Annotated in this window: 15 protein-coding genes and 1 pseudogene; 4 read left to right on the plus strand and 12 right to left on the minus strand. The window is 65.2% G+C overall.

Annotated elements, in window-relative coordinates; genetic code table 11:
* Window positions 1–28 precede the first annotated feature (28 nt).
* Entirely contained in the window at window positions 29–796 is a 768-nt protein-coding gene (locus A6M56_RS00055; protein WP_062739013.1) for an AraC family transcriptional regulator, read from the minus strand.
* A 263-nt stretch (window positions 797–1,059) separates the two neighbouring features.
* Here A6M56_RS00055 and A6M56_RS00060 point away from each other — a divergent pair.
* The 3 genes and pseudogenes from A6M56_RS00060 to A6M56_RS00070 all read left to right on the plus strand — a co-directional run.
* Window positions 1,060–2,581: pseudogene (locus A6M56_RS00060) on the plus strand (ATP-binding protein); the annotation flags it as partial.
* Complete coding sequence (locus tag A6M56_RS00065) at window positions 2,568–3,227, plus strand: response regulator (protein WP_045219901.1); 660 nt, start codon at window positions 2,568–2,570, stop codon at window positions 3,225–3,227. The pseudogene A6M56_RS00060 and the gene A6M56_RS00065, both read left to right, overlap by 14 nt.
* Before the next feature lie 106 nt (window positions 3,228–3,333).
* A complete protein-coding gene (locus tag A6M56_RS00070; RefSeq protein ID WP_102078978.1) occupies window positions 3,334–3,864 on the plus strand; it encodes a Spy/CpxP family protein refolding chaperone in 531 nt (176 codons plus the stop codon).
* A gap of 18 nt (window positions 3,865–3,882) precedes the next feature.
* On the opposite strand, the gene kdpC is transcribed toward A6M56_RS00070, so the two are convergent.
* The 7 genes from kdpC to A6M56_RS00105 form a co-directional block, all read right to left on the minus strand.
* A complete protein-coding gene (gene kdpC / locus A6M56_RS00075) occupies window positions 3,883–4,506 on the minus strand; it encodes a potassium-transporting ATPase subunit KdpC (RefSeq protein ID WP_102078977.1) in 624 nt (207 codons plus the stop codon).
* A 15-nt stretch (window positions 4,507–4,521) separates the two neighbouring features.
* Window positions 4,522–6,747 (minus strand): potassium-transporting ATPase subunit KdpB, encoded by a 2,226-nt coding sequence (gene kdpB, locus A6M56_RS00080; RefSeq protein WP_286757557.1) that lies wholly within the window; start codon window positions 6,745–6,747, stop codon window positions 4,522–4,524.
* A gap of 40 nt (window positions 6,748–6,787) precedes the next feature.
* Window positions 6,788–8,560, minus strand: a complete 1,773-nt coding sequence (kdpA, locus tag A6M56_RS00085) for a potassium-transporting ATPase subunit KdpA (RefSeq protein ID WP_102078975.1) — start codon at window positions 8,558–8,560, stop codon at window positions 6,788–6,790.
* A 19-nt stretch (window positions 8,561–8,579) separates the two neighbouring features.
* Window positions 8,580–8,669: a K(+)-transporting ATPase subunit F gene (kdpF, locus tag A6M56_RS00090; RefSeq protein ID WP_004628487.1), complete on the minus strand. Its 90-nt coding sequence runs from the start codon at window positions 8,667–8,669 to the stop codon at window positions 8,580–8,582.
* Entirely contained in the window at window positions 8,666–8,791 is a 126-nt protein-coding gene (locus A6M56_RS00095; protein ID WP_257983888.1) for a hypothetical protein, read from the minus strand. Before A6M56_RS00095 ends, kdpF begins: the two co-directional genes overlap by 4 nt.
* A gap of 31 nt (window positions 8,792–8,822) precedes the next feature.
* Window positions 8,823–9,620, minus strand: a complete 798-nt coding sequence (locus A6M56_RS00100) for a TorF family putative porin (protein WP_102078974.1) — start codon at window positions 9,618–9,620, stop codon at window positions 8,823–8,825.
* 424 nt (window positions 9,621–10,044) lie between these two features.
* Window positions 10,045–10,470, minus strand: a complete 426-nt coding sequence (locus tag A6M56_RS00105; RefSeq protein WP_102078973.1) for a universal stress protein — start codon at window positions 10,468–10,470, stop codon at window positions 10,045–10,047.
* Window positions 10,471–11,185: 715 nt separating this feature from the next.
* Here A6M56_RS00105 and A6M56_RS00110 point away from each other — a divergent pair.
* The gene (locus A6M56_RS00110; protein WP_286757559.1) at window positions 11,186–13,159 is read left to right on the plus strand and encodes an APC family permease; all 1,974 of its coding nucleotides are present in this window, start codon (window positions 11,186–11,188) and stop codon (window positions 13,157–13,159) included.
* Between the two features lie 87 nt (window positions 13,160–13,246).
* On the opposite strand, the gene A6M56_RS00115 is transcribed toward A6M56_RS00110, so the two are convergent.
* The 4 genes from A6M56_RS00115 to A6M56_RS00130 form a co-directional block, all read right to left on the minus strand.
* Window positions 13,247–13,702, minus strand: coding sequence for a DUF3828 domain-containing protein (locus A6M56_RS00115; RefSeq protein ID WP_102078971.1), 456 nt, complete (start codon window positions 13,700–13,702; stop codon window positions 13,247–13,249).
* A gap of 9 nt (window positions 13,703–13,711) precedes the next feature.
* Window positions 13,712–14,071 (minus strand): NlpC/P60 family protein, encoded by a 360-nt coding sequence (locus A6M56_RS00120; protein WP_102078970.1) that lies wholly within the window; start codon window positions 14,069–14,071, stop codon window positions 13,712–13,714.
* A 231-nt stretch (window positions 14,072–14,302) separates the two neighbouring features.
* Window positions 14,303–14,683: a hypothetical protein gene (locus tag A6M56_RS00125; protein ID WP_102078969.1), complete on the minus strand. Its 381-nt coding sequence runs from the start codon at window positions 14,681–14,683 to the stop codon at window positions 14,303–14,305.
* Complete coding sequence (locus tag A6M56_RS00130) at window positions 14,683–15,177, minus strand: hypothetical protein (protein WP_102078968.1); 495 nt, start codon at window positions 15,175–15,177, stop codon at window positions 14,683–14,685. The genes A6M56_RS00125 and A6M56_RS00130 overlap by 1 nt, the downstream gene beginning before the upstream one ends.
* Window positions 15,178–15,523: the final 346 nt, after the last annotated feature.

A 15,523-nucleotide genomic window follows, 5' to 3' on the forward strand; every position in this document is an offset into this window, starting at 1 on the left:
ACGAAATTGCAGCGCGGCGGTGTGTGCCCTAGCGCGCCGCCGCCACCATGCCGGGCGAGACCCCGTACTTGCGCACGAACTGCCGCGTCATGTGGCTCTGGTCGGCAAAGCCGCAGGCGGCGGCCACCTCGGCCAGCGGCAGCCCTTGCGCGATGAGGCGGCGGGCCAGCGCCACGCGCCGCTGCAGCTGATATGCGTGCGGGGTCAGGCCCGTCACGCGTGCGAATCCGCGCAGGACCTGGAATCGGCTCAGCCCGGTCTCGGCGGCAAGATCGTGCAGCGAGACGGCGGCGGCCGGGTCATCGTCGATGCGGCTGCGCGCGGCGCGGATGGCATCGGGCGCATCGTCGGCACGATGGGTGCGGGCGTGCAGCGCATCGGCAAGGACGGCCAGCAGCAGTTGCTCGCGCAGCAGCGCATCGCCGCGCCCGCCCGAGGCCGTCATTTGCGCAAACAGCAGGCGCACCTGGCGGGCCAGCCGGGCGTCGCGGATGACGGGGCGGCTGAACTCCGCCGCGCCGGGCACGCTGGCGTGCAGGTCGCTGGCAAGGTCCGCCACCACGTCGGCGTCAAGGTAGAGCATGCGCCACGCCCGTCCGGTATCGCCGATCGGTGTGCCGTCGTGCACCTCGGCCGGGTTGACGGTGATGACGTCGCCGGCGCCGGCTTCCACCATGCCGCGCCCGCTGAACGATTTCTGCGCGCCGCGCTCGATGATGCCGATGCCGAACTGCCCGTGCGTGTGGCGCGGAAAGCTGTGCGGCGTGTCTGCGGCGACGGCCTCCACGCCGGGCATGGCGCAGCGCGGCATGAAGAACGCGGGGCGGGGCGTCTGGCGCGGCAAAGGCGGCTCCGTGGGTGAAGAGCGTGTGGGGCGGGCGGGGGCGCCAAGTGGCAGCAGCATACGCTTTCTTCGCATTTCGCTCACTTTCTGGCCGCGTGCCGTTGCTATGCTCGCGTACGGCTGCTGGCACGCCCGGTAAGATGAGCGCGGCCCACCTGCCGGGCACTGCGCAAGCCGCTCCCGCCGGCGGTGCGCCAAGCCGCCCTGATTGATTCATGCGCCTGTCTTTCGGTATCACCTCCAAGCTGTTCGTTGCGCTGTTCACGCTGAGCATCGTGGTTGCGCTTGCCATGGGCGCGGCGGTGCGCTGGCGCTTTGACGCCAATTTTCTCGACTACGTGAATGCCCGCGAGGCCGAGCGCATGGCCGCCATCGCGCACGGCGTCGAGGCCGCCTACGCGCAGCACGGCAACTGGGATTTCCTGCGCAGCGACCGCGCCGCGTGGTTCCGCCTGCTGCGCCGCGAGGGCGCACGCGCGCGGGCAAGCGGCATGGGCGCCGATCGCTTCGAACCCTCGGCGGGCTACCGCTTCGAGCCGCCGCCCGGCCTCGAGCCGGACATGCCGCTGCCGCCGGGCCCACCGCGTCTGCCGGGCGAGCCGCCCCCGATGCCGCATTCGCCCATCTGGCTGCTGGACGCCGCGCGCAACGTCGTCATTGGCGATGGCCCGCCGCTTGGCCCGAACGCGCGCTGGCACGAGCTGCATCACAACGGCCAGACGATCGGCTGGCTGGCCATGCCGCCGCGTGTGCGCGTGCCTGAGGGCGCCGACCAGGCTTTCCAGGCGCAGCAACTGCGTGCCACGTGGATCATCGCGGGCCTGTCCGTCCTGCTGGCGGCGCTGGTGGCCGTGCTGCTCGCGCGCGGGTTGCTGGCCCCGATGCGCCGCCTGACCGACGCAGCACGCCGCATGGCAGACGGCGACTACGCCACGCGTGTCGACGTCCATTCGCGCGACGAACTCGGCGGGCTGGCGGCGGATTTCAACCACCTCGCTGCGTCGCTCGAGGCCAACCAGAAGATGCGGCGCCAGTTGACCGCCGACATCTCGCACGAGCTGCGTACGCCGCTGGCCGTCCTGCGGGGCGAACTCGAAGCGCTGGAAGACGGCGTGCGTCCGCTGACGGCCACGTCGCTTGCGTCTTTGCAGGCCGAGGTTTCCATACTCAGCAAGCTCATCGACGACTTGTACGAGCTCTCGCTGGCCGACGTGGGCGCGCTCGCATTCCACATGGAGCCGCTGGACCTGGCCGACACGGTGTGCAGCGCGGTGCAGGGCTTCACGCCGCGCCTGATGGAAAAGGGCATCGCCCTGCAGATCGACGTGCCGCAGGGGCCGGCGCATGCAACGATGGTCCGCGGCGACGCGCAGCGCCTGCGCCAGGTCATGCACAACCTGCTCGAGAACACGCTGCGCTATACCGACGATGGCGGCACGCTTCGTGTGCGCGTCCACCAGGACGGCGCGTGGCAGCAGGTCGACGTGCAGGACAGCGCGCCGGGCGTGCCCGAGGCGATGTTGCCGCGCGTGTTCGATCGGCTGTTCCGTGCCGATGCGTCGCGCAGCCGGGCGCACGGCGGGGCCGGGCTTGGGCTCAGCCTGTGCCAGACCATCGTTGCCGCGCACGGCGGCACCATTGAAGCCAAACCCTCGCCGCTGGGCGGGCTGTGGATTGCGATTCGCCTGCCGCTGCTCGCCCAGCCATGACACGCTAGCCGACCATGATCCTCATCATCGAAGACGAACCGAAGCTGGCCGCGCTGATGACCGACTACCTGCGCGCCGCCCACTACGAGACCGAGTGTCTGCCCGACGGCACGGACGCCGTGCAGCGCATCCGCGAGACCACGCCCGAGCTCGTGTTGCTCGACCTGATGCTGCCTGGCAAGGACGGCCTGCAGATCTGCCGCGAGGTGCGCGGCTTCAGCGAGGTGCCGATCGTCATGGTGACGGCGCGCGTGGAGGAGATCGATCGTCTCCTCGGCCTGGAGCTCGGCGCCGACGACTACGTCTGCAAGCCCTTCAGCCCGCGCGAACTCGTGGCGCGCATCAAGACCATCCTGCGGCGGGTGCAGCGTGCGGGCGGCGTGCCTGACAGCGCCCTGGTGATCGACAGCACCGCCTATACCGCCACGCTGCGCGGCCAGCGGCTCGATCTCACGCCGGTGGAGTTTCGTCTGCTGTCGGCGCTCGCGGCCGCACCCGGGCGCATCCTGTCGCGCGCCAACCTGCTCGAGCAGATCTACGACGACCACCGCATCGTGACCGATCGCACGGTCGACACGCATGTCAAGAACCTGCGCCGCAAGATGGAGCAGGCCAGCCCCGGCACCGATCTCATCCATTCGGTCTACGGTGTGGGCTACCGGCTCGACGCCTGAGGTTCAAGAAAACTCCTCGGTTTGCCCACCGTTGGTGCAACTTCAGTGCCTACAGTGGGCGCATGGCCGGCGCGCCCGGCCGATGAACCCTTCAGGAGCCTCATTCATGACCGTTGTGACTTCCCGCCGCCTGCCCGCGCTTGCCGCCGGGCTCTTGCTCTCGTGCGCCGCGCTGGCGCAGACCGCCGCACCCGGTGCGGTTCCGCTGTCGCCGATGCCCGCGCATGGTCCCGGCATGATGGGCCGCGGCCCAGGCATGGAAATGGGCCCGCACCGTGGCGGCATTCCGTTCCTGCGTGGCCTGAAGCTGACCGAAGCGCAGCGCGACAAGGTCTTCGCCATCGAATATGCGCAGATGCCGGAAGCGCGCGAACAGCGCAAGGCCATCGCGCAGGCTCACCGCGAATTGCACCAGATGGTCGTGTCCGGCCAGTATGACGAAGCGCGTGCCCGCGCGCTGACCGAGACGCTCGGCAGGGCGGTGGCCCGCGAAGCGCAACTGCGTGCACAGGCGGGTGCCAAGATCATGCAGGTGCTCACGCCCGAGCAGCGCAAGCAGATCGGCGAGCGCGAGGCGCAGCGCGTGGCCGAACTCGAACACGGCGAGGGCGGGCTGGAGCCCGTGCCGGTGATGTAGCCGGCACATCGGGGGCGCCTACCGCAGATCGTCCAGCGCCAGGTTGAGTTCCAGCACATTCACGGTAGGCTCCCCAAACACACCAAGCACCGGCCCCTTGGTATGCTCGGCGACCACCTTCCTCACCAGGTCCGGCGACATGTGCCGCGCCCGCGCCACCCGCTCCACTTGATACGCCGCCGCCGCCGGGCTGATGTCCGGGTCCAGCCCACTCGCAGAAGCGGTCACAAGATCAGCAGGAATCGGCGCAGTGTTCGTCGGGTCCGCTTCCTTGAGCGCCGCAATGCGGGCCTTGGCCGCCTCCGTCAACGCCGGATTGCTCGGCCCAAGGTTCGATCCGCTTGATGCCTGCGCGTTATACGGATTCGGCGCAGTCGCCGAGATCCGCCCCCAGAAATACTCCGGGGTGTCAAAGTTCTGCCCGATCAACGAAGACCCGACAGCCTTGCCGCCACGCTCGATGATCGAGCCCCCGGCCTGCGCCGGAAACAGCGCCTTGCCGACACCCGTCACCACCACCGGATACAGCACCCCGGTAATGAGCGACAGCCCGACGAACACCACCAGCGCCGCACGCACCAGCCCACCTTGTTGCGGCACATCGGCCTGAACAGGTTGACGCACTTGAGTTGTGGTTGCCATGAATGCACTCCTTCCTTAAACCCAGCCCATTGCGGCCAGGAACATGTCGATGATCTTGATGCCCGGGAAGGGCAGCAGCAGGCCGCCCAGGCCGTAGATCAAGAGATTGCGGCGCAGCAGCGTGGCGGCGCCCAGCGCGCGGTACTTCACGCCCTTGAGCGCCAGCGGGATCAGGAACACGATGATCAGCGCGTTGAAGATCACGGCGCTCATCACGGCGGATGCCGGCGTTGCCAGGTGCATCACGTTCAGCGCGGCGAGCTGCGGATACGTCGTCGCAAACGCGGCCGGGATGATGGCGAAGTACTTCGCCACATCGTTGGCGATCGAGAACGTGGTGAGCGAGCCGCGCGTCATCAGCATCTGCTTGCCGATCTCGACAATCTGGATCAGCTTGGTCGGGCTGGAATCCAGGTCGACCATGTTGCCGGCCTCCTTGGCGGCCTGCGTGCCGCTGTTCATGGCGACGGCCACGTCGGCCTGTGCCAGGGCGGGCGCATCGTTGGTGCCGTCACCGGTCATGGCAACGAGGTGGCCCTGCGCCTGCTGTTCGCGGATCAGCGCCAGCTTGGTCTCGGGCGTGGCTTCGGCAATGAAGTCGTCGACGCCGGCTTCAGCGGCGATGGACGCGGCGGTCAGGCGGTTGTCGCCGGTGATCATCACCGTCTTGATGCCCATCTGGCGCAGCTCGGCAAAGCGCTCGCGGATGCCGGCCTTCACGATGTCCTTCAGTTCCACCACGCCGAGCACGCGGTCGTTGTCGGACACCACCAGCGGCGTGCCGCCTGCGCGTGCCACGTCATCCACGGCCGTCGACACGGCATCGGGAAACTTGCCGGCCAGCAGCGTCACATGCGTGCGAATCGCATCGGCCGCGCCCTTGCGGATCTGGCGGGCGTCGCCTGCATGGGAGACGTTGATACCGCTCATGCGCGTTTGCGCAGAGAAGGCGACGTACACCGGCTGCGTCTTCGCCAGCGCGGCTTCATCGATGGACGCCTCGCCCAGGTTGCGCGCGAGCGTGACGATGCTGCGGCCTTCCGGCGTTTCATCGGCCAGCGACGACAGCCATGCGGCCTCGGCCAACTGCTTGGCCGTCACGCCCGGCGCGGGGATGAAGCGCGACGCCTGGCGGTTGCCGTGCGTGATCGTGCCGGTCTTGTCGAGCAGCAGCACATCCACGTCGCCGGCCGCTTCCACGGCGCGGCCCGAGGTGGCGATCACGTTGGCCTGCATCATGCGGCTCATGCCCGCCACGCCAATGGCGGAGAGCAGCCCGCCGATGGTGGTCGGGATCAGACACACCAGCAGCGCCACGAGCACGGTAATCGTGATCGGCGAACCGGCCTTCATCGCGTCCACCGAGAAGATCGAGTACGGCAGCAGCGTGACGGTCGCCAGCATCAGGATGATGGTCAGGCTCACCAGCAGGATCGTCAGCGCCAGCTCGTTCGGCGTCTTCTGGCGCTTGGCGCCTTCCACCATCGAGATCATCCGATCGAGGAAGCTCTCGCCGGGGTTGGCGGTGATGCGCACGATGATCCAGTCCGACAGCACGCGCGTGCCGCCCGTCACGGACGAGAAATCCCCGCCCGATTCGCGGATGACCGGTGCCGATTCGCCCGTGATGGCGCTTTCGTCCACCGAGGCCACGCCTTCGATGACCTCGCCGTCGCCGGGCACCATGTCGCCGGCTTCGATGAGCACGATGTCGCCACGGCGCAGCGCGGTGGCGGCGCGTGCTTCCGTACGATCACGGCGGCCTGCATCGGCCAGCACCTTGGCCTGCACCGTGGTCTTGATGCCGCGCAGCGATGCGGCCTGCTGCTTGCTGCGGCCCTCGGCCAGCGCTTCGGCAAAGTTGGCGAACAACACCGTGAACCACAGCCACACCGACACGGCGAGGATGAAGCCCGCCGGCGCTTCGGCCTGGCCGCGCAGCGCCATCACCCACAGGATCGTGGTGAGGATGCTGCCGACGTAGACGACAAACATCACCGGGTTCTTGGCCTGCGCGCGCGGCGACAGCTTGCGGAAGCTGTCGACAATGGCGGGCTTGACCAGCGCCGACGAGAACATCGACAGCTTGCGCACATCCTTGGCGGACAGCGTGGTATGCGTCGTATGCGTGCTGCGTGCCTGCGGCTCGGCGGCTGCAGCAGTACCAGTACCGGCGCTCGGCTCAAGCTTGTGCTTGACCGTACGCACAGCCGGTTCGGATTCGGGATAACGGATAGCCATAAGGCACCTGTTGATATGGGGTAGACGACTCGCCGTGCGCTTAGCGGGCGAGGTGTTCTGCAATCGGACCCAGTGCGAGCGCCGGGATGTACGTGAGCGCGCCCACCAGCAGCACCGAGCCGATCAGCAGCACCACAAACAGCGGGCCGTGCGTGGGCAGCGTGCCGGCCGTCACGGGCAGGCGCTTCTTGGCGGCAAACGTGCCTGCCATCGCCAGCACCGGCACGATGATCCAGAAGCGGCCCAGCCACATCGCAATGCCCAGCGCGATGTTGTAGAACGGCGTGTTGGCAGACAGGCCCGCAAACGCGCTGCCGTTGTTGTTGGCCGCCGATGAGAAGGCGTACAGCACCTCAGAGAAGCCGTGCGTGCCGGGGTTGAAGATGCCGGCCTTGCCCTGCGTGACGACCACGGCGATGGCCGTGCCCACCAGCACCAGCAGCGGCGTGACGAGGATGGCGATGGACGTCATCTTCATCTCGAACACCTCGATCTTCTTGCCGAGGTATTCCGGCGTACGGCCGATCATCAGGCCCGCAATGAACACGGCCAGGATGGCGTACACCAGCATGCCGTACAGGCCCGAGCCCACACCGCCAAACACCACTTCGCCCAGCTGCATCAGGAACATCGGCACGAAGCCGCCCAGCGCGGTCAGCGAGTCATGCATGGCATTCACCGCCCCGCACGACGCTGCCGTGGTGATGGTGGCAAACAGCGACGAGGCCACGATGCCGAAGCGCGTTTCCTTGCCTTCCATGTTGCCCACGGCCTGGTCGATGCCGAGGTTCGCAAGCATCGGGTTGGCATGCAGCTCGGCCCATGCCAGGAATACGGCGAGCACGGCAAACAGCACCGTCATCGCCGCAAGCACGGCCCAGCCTTGCCGGCCATCGCCCACCATGCCGCCAAACGTAAAGCACAGCGCCGCCGGGATGATGAAGATCGCCAGCATCTGCACGAAGTTGGTCAGCGCGTTCGGGTTCTCGTACGGGTGGGCGGAGTTGGCGTTGAAGAAGCCGCCACCGTTCGTGCCGAGCATCTTGATCGCCTCTTGCGACGCGACCGGGCCCATCGGCAGGGTCTGCGTTTGCGTGGTGGCTTTCTCGGTGACGGGGTTGCCTTGTGCGTCCTTGAGCGGCTGGCCGCTGGCGTCCATCTTCGGGTTGTCGTACGTGGTGGCGGTGACGGTGGTCACTTCCTTGTAGCCCTCGAAGTTCTGGATCACGCCCTGGCTCACGAAGAACACCGACACCAGAATCGACAGCGGCAGCAGCACGTAGACCGTGGCACGCGTGAAGTCGACCCAGAAGTTGCCGATGGTGTTGGCCGAGTGGCGCGCAAAGCCGCGGATGAGCGCAATCACCACCGCAATGCCGGTCGCCGCAGACAGGAAGTTCTGCACCGCCAGGCCGAGCATCTGCGTGAGATAGCTCATCGTGCTTTCGCCCGAATAGCCTTGCCAGTTGGTGTTGCTCACAAAGCTGATGGCTGTGTTGAACGACGAATCCGGCGTGATGGCACCAAAGCCCTGTGGGTTGAGCGGCAGCCACTGCTGCACGCGCTGCAGCGCATACACCGCCAGCGCGCCCAGCACGTTGACGACGATGACGGCCAGCGCGTAGTGCTTCCAGCCCATCTCGGCCTGCGGATTGACGCCGGCCACGCGATAGAACAGCCGCTCGACGGGGCCGAGCCAGTGCGCGCGCGATGGCTTGTCACCAAACACGCCGGTCATATACGCACCCAGCGGTTTGGCCAGAACCAGCAGCACGACCAGGTAGATCGCCAGCTGGAGGAGGAACGCATTCATGGTGTGCCTCGCAGTGTTGTTAGAAGCGTTCGGGCCACAAGAGGGCGACGAACAAGTAGACGAGCAGGACCACCGTGATGGCCCCGGACAGCACATAGAGCCAGGTCATTGCTGTTTCTCCATCGCGTGCGTGGTCGGTTGGTCTTTGGTGGCAAGCCGGCCGGAGAGGGCGAGCAAGCCGCCCACTGCCAGGGCCAGCACCGCAAGGCCGGCGAGATAAACGAAGTCCATATGCGCTCCCCTTTCCTTCAGGTCGTGTTGGTCAGAACGTCTTGGTCACCGCCAGCAGCGCGGTGGCCTTGCCCATGTAGTTGCCGCGCGTGTTGGTGTACGCGGCGCGCGCGGCGTTGGTGTCGATGTACGCAAGCGATGCCGTCCAACCGCTGCCGAAGTCCTTCGTCACGCCCACCTTCCAGTCGGCATACGAGGTCCGCACCACCTGATGCGGCACCTGCTGATAGCCCACGTGCAGGTTCAGCGTGAGGCCCCAGAAACCGGTGTCGAAGTTGCCCGACAGATCGAAGTACTGGCTGTGGTGGCTATCCGCAAAACCGAACAGGTTGGAGAACGCATGCGAGTACTTGAACGAGACCGGCCCGTAGCCGATCTGTGCATAACCCTCGGTGGTGTGCGGGCGGGTGTAGCCGTCGGGGTAGCTGCCCGGGTAGTAGTACTGCAGCACGCCCACATCAATGGGCACGTCCTTCATCAGCTCGGTCTTGTAGCCGCCGTAGAAATCCATCTCGATGGACGCAGAGACGTTGGGGTTGGAATCCCCCAGCCAGCTGATCGACGAGTTCCAGTTGCCCACGTAGAAGCCGTTAGGCAGCGCGTAATCCACGCCGCCCTGGATGGCGGGCTTGTTGTTGGTCTGCATGAGACCGCGATAGCGGTATTGGCTGGCCAGCGTGACATTGGCCGTCAACGGGCTGGCGGGTGCTGCGGCCGGGGCCGGCGCAGCGTCAGTGGACTGCGCAAAAGCGGCCGCGCTCGACAGTGCTGCGGCACAGAAGACAACGCCACCCATGACGGTGGCGTGCAAAGAAACCTTGGCTTGCATGGACCTTTCCCTTGTTGTTTTAGGTGCCGCCCGGCCCGGCGCAGGTGCGCGTCAACGGGGCCGGATGCGGCGTGCAGGCAGGCTCCCGTCACAGGGCCTGCGTGCAGTGCAACAGTAGGGAAGCGCGGATAAAAACGGGATAAAGCTTCGGGGGAGGGGTGTAAACGCCGTGTAAAAACGGTCGATTGCACAGGCGACGGCCGCCCCGGTTACAGCAGCAGCGCGCGCAAGCGCGGCGCAGGCGCACCATGCCGTAGCGGATAGCGCCGGTCTTGGTTGTCGGATTCCGGGGATACGGTCGCCTGCGGCGCGGCGGAGCGGGCTGAGGCGCGCTTGATGTCGATGGCGAGACAAGTGGGCCGGCGCTCCGCGCAGAATGCAGCGACGCTAGGTCGTGGCTGCAAGCGCCTGACGGGCGCGCGGGTTAGCGGACGAGCGTGACCGGAATGCGCGACAGGCGCATCAACCGGTTGGAAAGCCGCGCGGCCATGAGCGAGCCGAACGGCGAGCGCGCTGCCGAGCCCATCACGATCATGTCGCATTGGTTGGCCGCAGCGGTTTGCGCGATGGTTTCGGCCACGCGACCGATCCGCACCTGGGCAACGTAGTGCGCGCCGGCGTCGTCCAGGATGGCGCGCGCCCGCCGCAGGACCTCTTCACCGCTTTGTTCTTCAATCTCGCGCAGGGCCTGGAGCGAGTGGTAGGCGCTGGCGCGCCCGCCTTCAATCGGGGTCTGTACGTTGAGCAGCACGATGTCCGACGCGCAACGGTCCTGGCAGAGAAAGGCTGCATGGCGAACCGCGTCGAGCGCGTGGCGAGAACCGTTGACGGGGACGAGAAGCTTGAGCATTGCGTAACCCTGATCACGTTGATCGACCGGCGGCAGGGTGAGTCGGGTCGTTGCCTGCACAGTGCCGGGGCATGGCCGTTTGAACAGCGTGACGGCCTGTCGGTGTTATACGAACGCCGCCGCAAAGACGGTGTAAAGACTGCGGCCCACGTCTATAAAAAACCTGTAAAGGCTGCCTGCAACGCGTGCGCCGTCAGCGTGGCGTCGGATGACGCCGGCAGCGGCAGTCTTCAGGATGGATCCCCGGAGTTCGAGAGCCCTTTTTCATGGTGGTCGATTGCGCGCCCATAGCGTCGGGACGCGCTTCGCTCATCCAGGAAAAGCACCACGAACAACATCACGAGGGCGAGCACGGCACCGGCGCCGAGTAGCCATCTGGCGGCCAAAGTCATGATGAATGAGCGCACTGCGCCCCCATAGTCCAGTCCATGCAAGGGTAGTCAGGCGGCCATTAAAAACGTGTAGAGACTTGGCGTGGCCGTAGAAAAATCCTGTAAACGCCCTGCCTGCGGGTTCGCGCTTTTTGCCGTTCGGGACAGCGTTTGCGGGTGGGCAGCGCGGCAAGCCAGCCCAGGCATGCATCTGTAGCGTTGCGCAGAGCGTTGTTTTAGATTGCCGAATAGAACGCGATCCAACTCGGCGCGCACGGGTAAGAAAGCCCTCCTCCCGCCACGACGCCGCCCGCATCGAAATCGTCTGCTGCAGGGGAGACACCATGGCCCGCTTCGCCAAGATGTGGCAGTTGCTGTTCGGCAAGCCACTGGACCCGCTGGACCCGCGCACGCGACACGCCATTGCCGTGACGCCACTGCTGGCGTGGGTCGGCCTGGGCGCGGATGGTCTCTCATCCTCCTGCTACGGCCCGGAAGAAGCCTTCCTCGCACTGGGCCAGCACACACCGCTTGCCTTGTTCCTTGCGCTGGCCACCGCTGCCACGGTGTTCATCATCGCGCTGGGCTACAACCAGGTCATCGAGCTGTTTCCCACTGGCGGAGGCGGCTACCGCGTCGCCACGGCACTGCTCGGGCCACGGCCAGGTCTCGTGTCGGGCGCCGCTCTTCTTGTCGACTACGTGCTGACCGTTGCCACCTCGCTCGCCAGCGGCGTCGACGCATTCTTCAGTCTGCTGCCTGTGAGCGCGCAGGCTTTCAAGCTGGGCACCGAGATTGTCCTGGTCGTGCTGATGACGGGGCTCAACTTTCGGGGCATGCGCGAATCCATCCTCGTGCTGCTGCCCATCTTCATCGGCTTCGTGGTGCTGCACCTCGGCTTGATCGTCTACGGCGTCGCGGTGCATGGGCAGCATCTTGCGGCTGTGGTGCCCGAAGCCGTCGGCGAGGCGCATGGCATGTCGCAGGCCTTCGGGCCGCTGGTCATGATCGGGCTGCTGATGCGCGCGTTCTCGATGGGCGGCGGGACCTATACCGGGCTGGAGGCCGTCTCCAACAACGTCAACATGCTGGCCGAACCGCGAGTTCCGGCCGGCAAGCGCACCATGGTCTACATGGCAACGTCGCTGGCCTTTACGGCGGGCGGCATCATCCTGCTCTACATGCTGTGGCAGGCCAAACCTGTGGAAGGGCAAACGCTCAACGCCGTGGTATTCGGCAGCGTGATCGACCACATGGGCCTGGGCTCCGACTTTGCACGCAATGCGCTGCTGGCCGCCGTGCTTGCGTTCGAGGCCGGCCTGCTGCTGGTGGGCGCGCAAACCGGTTTCCTGGATGGCCCCGCGGTGCTGTCGAACATGGCGCAGGACTCGTGGGTGCCACGTCATTTCCGTGACCTGTCGACGCGACTGGTGCGGCAGAACGGCATCATCGTGATGGGCGTGGCCAGCGCGATCATCCTGCTGTGGACACATGGGCAGGTCGCGGTGCTGGTGGTGCTCTACAGCATCAACGTGTTCCTGACCTTCAGCCTGTCATTGCTGGGCCTGTGCACCTATTGGTGGCGCCGCCGCCGCGATGGCGGCAACTGGTACACGCACTTCGGTCTGTCCGCACTGGGGCTTTCGGTCACCAGCACGGTGCTCGTCATCACGCTGGTCGAGAAGTTCATGGCCGGCGGCTGGTTGACCGTGCTTGTTACCAGTGCAGTGGTCGCGCTGTGCTTCCTGATCCGGCGGCATTACGACGAAACGCGCGCACTGATCGCCAAGGAAGACGCCTTGTTTGCCGGCCAGCCGCCTGAAGTGGACCCGACCGCCGCACCGGCAACGCCCGACCCGTCGCAGCCGACCGCCATCCTGCTGGTGGGCAAGCACCGCGGCGCCAGCATGCACGCGCTGCTCTGGGTCAACCGGCTGTTTCCGGGCCACTTCAAGAACGTCATCTTCCTGGCCGTGGGCGAAGTGGATGCACAGAGCTACGAGGGCGCAGAGCATCTGGACCACCTGCGCCAGACCATCGGCGCATCGCTGCAGTACTACGTTGCGCATTGCCGGCGTCACGGCATGGCCGCCGACTACCGCATCGCTTTCGGCACGCACCCGATTGCCGAATTCACCCGGCTGGCGGAAACCACGATGGACGCCTTTCCGAACAGCGTGTGCTTTGCCAGCAAGCTGATCTTCAAACAGGTCAACTTCCTGACCGCATGGCTGCATAACCAGACGCCGCTCGAGATCCAGACGCGCCTGCATGTGCAGGGCAAGCAGATGGTGCTGCTGCCGATGAATGTGGGGTAGGTGAAGCGGATGTGCGGGGGAGTGTAAAGACGCTGCAGAAAGCCCGGCGCCCCTTGCTGCGACGCCCGGGTTTCTCTGCTGGACTGTTTACCTGTACTCCCAGGTGTCGTCGATCTTAATGATCTTCCAGGCCGCATCCACTCGCTTCATGAACAGCAGCACATGCACCGGGTCTTGCGAGCCAAAAGTGACCGGCACAACCGCAACATCGCCCAGCATCAGCGCGCGTTGCACTTGCATATGGGCGAGCCAGTCGCGGCTATCGTAGTCCTGCACCTTCAGGAAATAGTCCACGCCATTTGGCGCGCCGGCGTGCGCGTAGTCGTTGCGCAACCGGGCAACGGTCTCTTTGGCGACATAGCGCTCAATGTCCGGCTCGCGCAGCGGATATGTGTGATCCGAATCGTGCTGAATGAACCAGGTGTAGAACGAGATGGCTGCGGCCTCCGGCGTGTTTTGCGAGACGGCGGCCTGTGCAGCGGATGCCGACCAAACCGCGACGGCGCATACCACCGCAACGAGCAGGGAAAGGACGCGGGTCATGAGCTTGCCTCAGTGATAACGGTAGATCTTGTAGGCCGGTTGGGCGCTTCGGTACGCCGGGCCAGGATAGAAACCGTGCAGCTGCTTGAAGTCCGATATCCAGTGGGAGCCATCGTAGATCGCCATGTGCCCGTGAGGGTGCCCGGGGGCGGGTTGAATCACGATCACGTCCCCCTTCATCGGCGAGCCTGTCACCTCGTGAAACCCGGCTGCCCGCAGTAAGGGGCCGTAGTCCTTTGCCGAGCGGGTGCGCTGCAAAGAAATGCCGCCCCATTCAATTGCCTTGCGCACGTATTCTGCGCAGCGGCCCACACTATTCGGCTCGATATTGCTTGCTGCATAGTTCGCAGCCAAGATGCCGTCATACATTGCGTGCTCCTGAGAAAGTTGGTTGAGGGCTTTCTCTTTTACGGGGTGCACATCGGCAAATGCATGAGCCGTTTCTGAAAATTCAACCGGGTTCGAAGGCCTCTTTGTGGCTGGGATTGGTCGTGACTCTTTCGGCTTGCTGAGAAAAAATTCCGCAAAAACAAGGCGAAATAGAGAAGCCGACTCGCAGCGCACTGTCCAGTTTTGTACTGTCGGCACTCTGTGGGCGGTTCACTCTTTAAGCTCAGCCGGCAAACAGCAGTTGGCCAACGCATAGCCAAAATAGGCCCCACACACTCCTAACAGCGCCAGGAACACCAACTCCGCACCGGTCCAGGCATACATGCCAAAACCCCATCCGCTCATAGCTCCTAACCAATGGAGTTGGGCAAACATCGCGGCGAGAACCAACGCAAACAGGCAGACGAGAAGAAGAATTGCGCGATTCACGATGCGCTTGAACCGCTTCTTTCGATTTCGGTAACGCGCTGCGGAATCGTCATCTCTCGCACGCGCTCTGTGCACAGAGAAATACAGCAGGCACACCGTCAACGGCACAAGAAAGACAATCGCGACGATTGCCGCCAGAAAGAACACCAGTGGTTCAAACATCAGGTCCTCTCCGTATCGGTTCGCTCAGCCACCACATCGTCCACACGGTTCTGCGGCCCGCGACTAAACCGCACCGCCAGCGCCTTGCGCGCCGCATCCAACCCTTCCCCCTGACCAGCCACCTTGAGGAACGCGTACCCCTCCAACGCGGCGCTCATCACATCGCTGCCCAGCGCTAAGTGCGAATCCGCCATGCGTTCGTGAATGCGGGCGACACGCATGAGGCGGCTGCGTAGCTGATCGAAGCCCGCCAGATCGCGGCGCAGTTCCGCAAGGTCGAAATTGCCGGGCAGCACGTTGGGGTTGTTGTTCAGCACCTCCACGGCCTTGCGCGCGAAGGCTTCGGACTTGTTGCCCATCTTCACCAGCGTTCGGCGCTGAACCGGGGTGAGGTCGATCAGGCTGGCGAGCCGGTCTTCCAGCGTCTTCAGCGCGCCGTCCACGGCGGCGAGATCGGCCGAGGTGAGCTGATATGAAATCAAGTTCTGCGGCATTTCACTCCTCGCAAATCAATTGGCAGTGCCGTGCCATCAAGGGCACGAGGGCGGGAGATTGGCCGCTACGGCGTTGGTCCGCAATGCCAGGAGGGGGTTTTGGACGAAGAATCAGAATGATCTGATGCGGCGTTCACAACTCGACACATCGAGAGACGTTCTCGACAGTCCGAGCGCTGAGCTCGACGCGCGAGGCTCTTTTGTCGGTCGCCCAGGATTGAAGCTCGGCGGGCCAGGTATTTTGCTCGACGGCCCAAGCTTCGAGCGCGGCGCATCGGGCATTGTTCTCGACAGCCGGAGATTCGGACTCGACGTACGGAGCTTTTTTCTCGGTGGGTCGAGCTCG

It is taken from the genome of Ralstonia sp. RL (assembly GCF_001683835.1).
Lineage (GTDB): Bacteria > Pseudomonadota > Gammaproteobacteria > Burkholderiales > Burkholderiaceae > Ralstonia > Ralstonia mannitolilytica.